Origin of the sequence: Conyzicola sp. (genome assembly GCF_046714715.1) — a bacterium.
Classification (GTDB): domain Bacteria; phylum Actinomycetota; class Actinomycetes; order Actinomycetales; family Microbacteriaceae; genus Conyzicola.
The window spans coordinates 1-6,760 of sequence record NZ_JBKKAD010000136.1; the positions used below are offsets into that span (position 1 = coordinate 1).

At 69.5% G+C, this 6,760-nt stretch carries 6 protein-coding genes; 2 read left to right on the top strand and 4 right to left on the bottom strand.

The annotated features are described in order from the left end of the window. Positions 1-136: 136 nt before the first annotated feature. The 3 genes from ACLQ6X_RS10075 to ACLQ6X_RS10085 are packed head-to-tail and all read right to left on the bottom strand — an operon-like array spanning position 137 to position 3,530. Positions 137-931: an ABC transporter permease gene (locus tag ACLQ6X_RS10075; RefSeq protein ID WP_411700030.1), complete on the bottom strand. Its 795-nt coding sequence runs from the start codon at positions 929-931 to the stop codon at positions 137-139. Further along, positions 928-1,917, bottom strand: coding sequence for an ABC transporter permease (locus tag ACLQ6X_RS10080; protein ID WP_411700031.1), 990 nt, complete (start codon positions 1,915-1,917; stop codon positions 928-930). Before ACLQ6X_RS10080 ends, ACLQ6X_RS10075 begins: the two co-directional genes overlap by 4 nt. Next, complete coding sequence (locus tag ACLQ6X_RS10085) at positions 1,902-3,530, bottom strand: ABC transporter substrate-binding protein (RefSeq protein WP_411700032.1); 1,629 nt, start codon at positions 3,528-3,530, stop codon at positions 1,902-1,904. Before ACLQ6X_RS10085 ends, ACLQ6X_RS10080 begins: the two co-directional genes overlap by 16 nt. Before the next feature lie 81 nt (positions 3,531-3,611). On the opposite strand from ACLQ6X_RS10085, the gene ACLQ6X_RS10090 reads away from it, so the two are divergent. After that, positions 3,612-4,250 carry a TetR/AcrR family transcriptional regulator gene (locus ACLQ6X_RS10090; RefSeq protein WP_411700033.1) on the top strand — a complete coding sequence of 213 codons (639 nt, stop codon included), beginning with the start codon at positions 3,612-3,614 and terminating at the stop codon, positions 4,248-4,250. An 11-nt stretch (positions 4,251-4,261) separates the two neighbouring features. Here the strand turns inward: ACLQ6X_RS10090 and ACLQ6X_RS10095 are convergent, their stop codons facing one another. Beyond that, entirely contained in the window at positions 4,262-5,179 is a 918-nt protein-coding gene (locus ACLQ6X_RS10095; RefSeq protein ID WP_411700034.1) for a cation diffusion facilitator family transporter, read from the bottom strand. Between the two features lie 245 nt (positions 5,180-5,424). On the opposite strand from ACLQ6X_RS10095, the gene ACLQ6X_RS10100 reads away from it, so the two are divergent. Beyond that, positions 5,425-6,760: class I tRNA ligase family protein (locus ACLQ6X_RS10100; RefSeq protein WP_411700035.1), on the top strand; the 1,336-nt coding region annotated here is incomplete at its 3' end.

The following is a 6,760-nucleotide window of genomic DNA, read 5'->3' on the forward strand; positions in this document are numbered from 1 at the left end:
GTCACACTCTTGCCCGACCCCGACTCGCCGACGATGCCGAGGCATTCGCCCGGCTCGATCTGGAAGGACAGTCCGGACACCGCGGGCAACGCCGCGCCGAAGCGGACGGTCAGATCGCGGACCTCGACGAGGGCGCTCACGAGGAACGGATCCGATCCTGCAGTCCGCGGCCGAGGAGGGTCGCGGCGACCGCGGTCAGCACGATGAACAGCCCCGGAAAGAAGGTCATCCACCAGAAGGACGTGACGTAGGTTCGCCCGGCGGAGAGCATCGCGCCCCACTCGGCGGCGGGCGGCACGGCGCCGAGACCGAGGTAGCTGAGTGACGAGGCCCAGACGATCGACTGGCCGATACCGAGGGTGGCGAGCACGAACAGCGATCCCGCCACGTTCGGCAGCACGTGGAGGGCGATGCGGGTCGGGCCGCCGCGCCCGAGCACGAGGGCGGCCTCGAGATACGGCGAGGTGCGCACCTGGATAACCCTGCTCCGGATGATCCGGGCATACCCCGGGGCGGTCGAGAGCCCCACGGCGATCGTCGAGGTCACCACGCCCGGGCCGTAGACCACGATGAACAGCAGCGCGAACAGCAGCCCCGGAAAGGCGAACAGCACCTCGAGCAGCCGGGTGGTGCCGAAGTCGAGCCAGCGCGGGCCGAACCCGGCGAGTAGCCCGAACACCACGGCCAGCCCGAGCCCGATCGCGGTAGCCGCGATGCCGATGAGCAGCGAGGCGCCCGTGCCGTGGACCACCCGCGTGTAGATGTCGCGCCCCGATTCATCCGTACCGAAAAAATGCGCAAGCGACGGCGGGCGGAACGCGTCGAGCGGCGCGATCGCGAGCGGGTCTCCCGGCGCGAGCAGGCCAGGGGCGAGCGCGGCGACCCCGAGGAAGACGATCACGGCCACGGCCGCGATCTCGCGCGCCCTCATGCTCGCCTCAACCGCGGGTCTACGACGCGGTCGGCCAGGTCGGTGAGGGTCGTGACGAGCATGTAGGCGAGGGCGACCACGAGCAGCACGCCGATCACGAGCGGCACGTCGCGGCTCTGCACGGCGTTGAGCAGGCTGCGCCCGAGGCCCTGGCGGGCGAAGATCGTCTCGACCACGACCGCGCCGCTGATGAGCGCGCCGAACGCCCAGCCGACCAGCCCGATCGCCGGGATGGCCGCGTGCCGCAGCGCGTGCCGCCAGAACACACCGCCGTCGCCCTCGCCGCGGGCCCGCGCCGACAGCACGAACGGCGAGTCCATCGCGTCGAGCAGCGCCTCGCGCATCACCTGGCCGAGGAACCCGGCGAGCGGTATCGCGAGCGTCAGCACCGGAAGTACGAGGCCGAGCGGTCCGGGCACGCTCACCGGCGGCAGCCAGCCGAGCGTCGTGGAGAACAGCAGGATGAGCGAGATGGCCAGCCAGAAGTGCGGCACGGCCGCGGCCACGATCTCGAGCAGCGAGCCGACGCCGGCACCGAGGCGGCCGCCGCGCGTGGCCCAGACGGCGAGCCCGAGGGCGATCGCCAGCGCGACGACGAGCGACAGCAGGGCGAGCAGCAGGGTGGGCCACAGGTTGGTGAGAATGACGGATGCCACGGGCTCCCGCAGCGCGTACGAGGTGCCCAGGTCGCCCGTCGCGAGGTGCCCGAGGTACACGAGGTACTGCGTGAACAACGGCTGGTCGAGACCGTAGTCGGCCCGCGCCTGCGCCAGGGCCTCGGCGCTCGCCTGCGAACCCGGACCGCCGAGGATCGCCTCGGCGGGGTCTCCGGGGATGAGCCGCAGCGCGAAGAAGGTGATCGTCGCCACGGCCCAGAGCACGAAGAGCACTCCGCCCAGCCGCAGCAAGGCCCACCGGATCAGGCGGCCGCCAGCCCCCGCGCGGGGCTGGGCGGCGACGAGATCGACGCTCAGCGATCCAGCCATGCGTCGTAGAGCGTGGGCGTCGACACGGTCGGCATGGCCCGCAGTCCCTTCACGTCGGAACGCAGCAGGTAGTGGTTCTGCTGGTCGTAGAGCGGCAGGATGTAGAACCCGCCGAGGATGATGTCCTGCGCCTGAGCATAGAGGTCGGCACGCTCGCTGTCGTCGGAGGTCTCGTTGGCACCGCGCAGCAGCGCGTCGAGCTCGGGATTCTTCACCTGCGAGTGGTTGGCGAAGTAGCCGCTCGGTGCCGGCACGGTGCCGTCGGAGTCGAACAGGATGCGCAACACGTCGGCGCCCACCTTCGTGTACGGCGCGCTCACCAGGTCGTAGTCGTTCTCGCCGAGCGCCCCGTACCAGCTGGAGAGGTCGAGCGGCTCGAGGTTCACCTTGAAGCCGGCCTCCTTGGCGGTCGACTGCAGCTGCTCGAAGAGCGACACCTCGGCAGGGATCGACTGGTTGGTGCTCACCGGGAAGTCGACCTCGAGGCGCTCGCCATTCTTTACCCGGTAGCCCTCGGCGTCGGTCTCGGTGTAGCCGGCCTCGTCGAGCAGGGCGGCGGCCGCCTCCTGGTCGTACTCGAACAGTTCGGGCTTCGAGATGCCGAACGACTCGACGCTCGACAGCGCCGAGTACGAGCGCTCCGCGGTGCCGAAGAACAGGCTCGCGACCGAGTCGTCGACGTTCGCCGAGCGGATGAACGCCTCACGCACGAGCGCGTCGTCGAACGGCGCCTTGCTCGAGTTGAGCTCGATGCGGTTGGAGGCGCCGGGGCGGGGGGCGTTGATCTCCTCGATGGCGTCTTCGCCCTCGGCCGCGACGATCGTGTCGGGCTGCACGTTGTCGATCACGTCGACCGTGCCGGACTGCAGCGCGGCGTACCGCGAGGCCGAGTCGGGCAGGAAGCGCCACTCGATGCTCTCGAGGTAGGCCGGGCCCTGGTGCGCGGCGTCGGCGGGAGGCGAGGTGTAGTCGTCGTTGCGCTCGAGGGTGATCGACTGCTGGCGGTCCCACGCGGTAACGACGAACGGGCCGGTGCCCACCGGGCTCTCGCAGTTCTCCTCGGCCGTGCGCTGCAGGGCGGTCGGCGACTCGATCGCGAGCCACGGCTGGCTGAGCGAATCGAGCAGACCGCTGTCGGGCTGGCTGAGGGTGATGCGTGCGGTCGTGTCATCCACCGCTTCGACTCCCGTCACGTTCTGCAGCGCGAGGTATCCCGTCGACGACCCCGTCTCGGGGTTCTGCAGGTGGGCGACGTTGGCCGCGACGGCCTCTGAGGTGAGGGGGGTGCCGTCGGTGAAGGTCACGTCGTCGCGCAGCGTGAACTCCCAGCTGAGACCGTCGTCGGCCTCGCTCCACTCGGTCGCCAGCCACGGGATGATCTCGCCGTCGGCGTCCTTCGAGACGAGCGACTCGAGGTACTGCGTCGCGACGAGGGCCTGCGGGTAGTTTCCGCCGACGTGGGGGTCGAGGCAGGTCGGCTCGGCGTCGCCCGTGGCGTAGACGAGAGTGCCGCCCGACACGGGCTCGGTGTTGGCGGGGGCGGTCGATGTGCACCCCGCGATAAGCAGGATGACGGATGCCGCGGCAGCGAGGGAGGGTAAAGTGCGGTTCACGAGGGTCTTTCTCGGAGGGTTTCGAGGTGGGTAGCCTTGTTTCTGGACTCAGTACAGTATCTAATCACGGCGGGGAGCATCGTGCAGACCAGTGCAGGACAGCAGGCGAGCGTCGGACGCCCCAAGGTGTCGTCGAGACAGATGATCGAGGATGCCGCGGCGGAACTGTTCATCGAGAACACCTACGCCCGAACGACCATCGACCAGATCACCACGCGCGCCGGGGTCAGCCGGGCCACGTTCTTCAACTACTTCGGCGCAAAGAGCGACCTGCTCTGGTTCGAGGTCGACCGCGTGATCGACTCCCTGCGCGAGGCGTGCGCCGAGGCATCCGTCTCCGGCTCGCTCGACTCGGTGTGCGACGTGCTGCTCGCGCTCGCCGCGGACTTCGACGAACGCCGCGTTCCGCTCGCGCTCACGCAGGGCGAGGTGATGGGCGCTGCCGACGAGGTCGTGCAGTCGGGACTGCTGCGCATCGCCGCCCAGACCCGCATCTACGCGGCGTTCTTCGCGGCGCGCAGTGCCCGGCATCCCGACGACCTGCTCGTACGAACGAGCGCGAACGCCCTCGCCGGCGCGGTCTCGGCGGCGTGGATCACGTGGGCCCGCGCCGGAATCGGGCGCTCGCCGTTGCAGGGCTACCTGGCGGAGAGCGTCGATGTGGTGTTCCCCGGCATCCGGGCCGCGTTCGACGACGTCGGCCGGGGCAACGTCTACTAGCGCGACGTCTCCTAGAGCGACGCGTCGTCGGGCGTCGAGAGGGTGAGGATCGCCTCTTCGATGTGCTCGTTCTCTTCCAGCTCGCGTTCCAGCCGCCGCAACACGATCGCCACGTGCGTCTCGGTGTCGTCGCCGCGCAGGTCGACGGCGGCAACGAGGAACACCCGCTCGGGCCCGACGTACTCGAGGTGGATGTAGGTGACCCGGTCGACGGCCGGCCGCTCGAGCAGCAGGTCGACGACCGTGCGGTTCAGCTCGTCGCCCGCGCCCTGCCCGACCAGGAACCGGCGGTTGCGGTCGATGAGCACGACGGCGACGACGCCGAGCAGCACTCCGACGAGGATCGAGCCGATCGCGTCGAAGACGGGGGATCCCGTGATCTGGTGCAGCAGGATGCCGGCGAAGGCGATGACCAGTCCGACGAGCGCGGCGGCGTCCTCGGCGAACACCGCGCGCAGCGTCGGGTTGGAGGTGCCGAGCACGAACCGCAGGGTGGTCACGCGCCGCTGTTTCGCCCCGGCCCGCGACTGGCGCAGCGCCTGCGCGAACGAGACGCCCTCGAGCACGGCCGAGACGCCGAGAACGAGGTAGGCGATCCAGTAGTCGGTGGCGGGTTCGGGGTCTATGAGCTCTTGGATGCCGTGCCAAATCGACACGACGGCACCCGCGGTGAACAGGCCGAAGGCGGCGATCGTCGACCAGAAGTAGGCCTCGCGCCCGTACCCGAGCGGGTGGCGCTTGTCGGCGCGGCCGCTGCCACGGCGGTCGGCCACGAGCAGGAAGATCTCGTTGCCGACGTCGGCCCACGAGTGCGCGGCCTCCGCGGTCATCGAGGCCGAGCCGGTGAGGGCCGCCGCGAAAGACTTGCCGAGCGCGACGACGAGGTTGGCGAAGAACGCCAGCACAACGGTGAGGGAGACGTTCGCCATTGGTCAATGATGCACCCGTGCGGCGCGCCTGCCCGCCCGGTAGGATGGGGGAACAGACACCGATCCGGCCATCACCGGGGAGTCGCCGGAAGAACGGGCCTCGCGGCCTCGGTAGAACCGGCCGGGACTGGCCCGTCACAGCCAAAGAACAAGCGGTCGGCGCTCACACGCCGGCAAGCGGGGTGGTACCGCGCAGACTGCAAGGTCGGCGTCCTCGTTCAGATGACAGACCGATCTGGAGTGAGATGCCCTACCCACGCAACGCCCGTTCAGGAGCAGCCGACCCGACAGGAGCGGCAGCCAAGGCCGGCGTTCCCGCCTCGCCGAACTTCCCCGCCATCGAGGAGGGCATACTCGCCTACTGGGCGAGCGACGACACCTTCCTCGCCTCGGTCGAGCAGCGCGAGGGCGCCGACGAGTGGGTCTTCTACGACGGCCCGCCGTTCGCCAACGGCCTGCCGCACTACGGCCACCTGCTCACCGGGTACGCGAAAGACCTCTTCCCGCGTTTCCAGACGATGCGCGGCAAGCAGGTGCACCGCCGCTTCGGCTGGGACACCCACGGTCTGCCGGCCGAACTCGAGGCGATGCGCCAGCTCGGCATCACCGAGAAGAGCCAGATCGAAGAGATGGGCATCGCGGCCTTCAACGCGAAGGCCCGCGAGTCGGTGCTCAAGTACACCGACGAGTGGCAGCAGTACGTCACCCGCCAGGCACGCTGGGTCGACTTCGAGAACGACTACAAGACGCTCGACGTGACGTTCATGGAGAGCGTCATCTGGGCGTTCAAGCAGTTGCACACCAAGAACCTCGCCTACGAGGGCTTCCGCGTGCTGCCCTACTGCTGGCACGACGAGACCCCGCTCTCGAACCACGAGCTGCGCATGGACGACGACGTCTACAAGATGCGCCAGGACCAGACGGTCACCGTCACCTTCCCGCTCGTCGGGGCCAAGGCCGAGGTGCTCGGTCTCACCGGCGTCAAGGCGCTCGCCTGGACGACCACCCCGTGGACCCTCCCCACCAACATGGCGCTGGCCGTCGGGCCCGCCATCGACTACGCGGTATTGCCGAGCGGCCCGAACGGCGCCGCAGACCACGTGCCGGTCGGGGCGACGACCGTCGGCGGCGTGGTCGCCGGCGACATCCTCACCGTCGAGGGCGAGTCGCGCTACCTGCTCGCCGCCGACACCGTCGGCGCCTACTTCAAAGAGCTCGGATACGAGAGCGCGGATGCTGCGAAGGCCGCCGTATCCCGTACCGTGCTCGGCGCCGAGCTGAACGGCGTGAAGTACGACCGGCTCTGGGACTACTACGCCGACACCGACGAGTACGGCACCGAGAACGCCTGGCAGATCCTCGTTGCCGACTACGTCGCCACCGGCGAGGGCACGGGAATCGTTCACCAGGCGCCCGCCTACGGCGAAGACGACCAGCTGGTCTGTGCCGCGGCCGGCATCCCCGTCATCATCTCCGTCGACGACGGCGGCAAGTTCCTGCCGAACATCGAGGGTGTCGCCGGCCTGCAGGTCTTCGAGGCGAACAAGCCGCTCACGCAGCAGCTGCGCGCCGCGGGCCGCC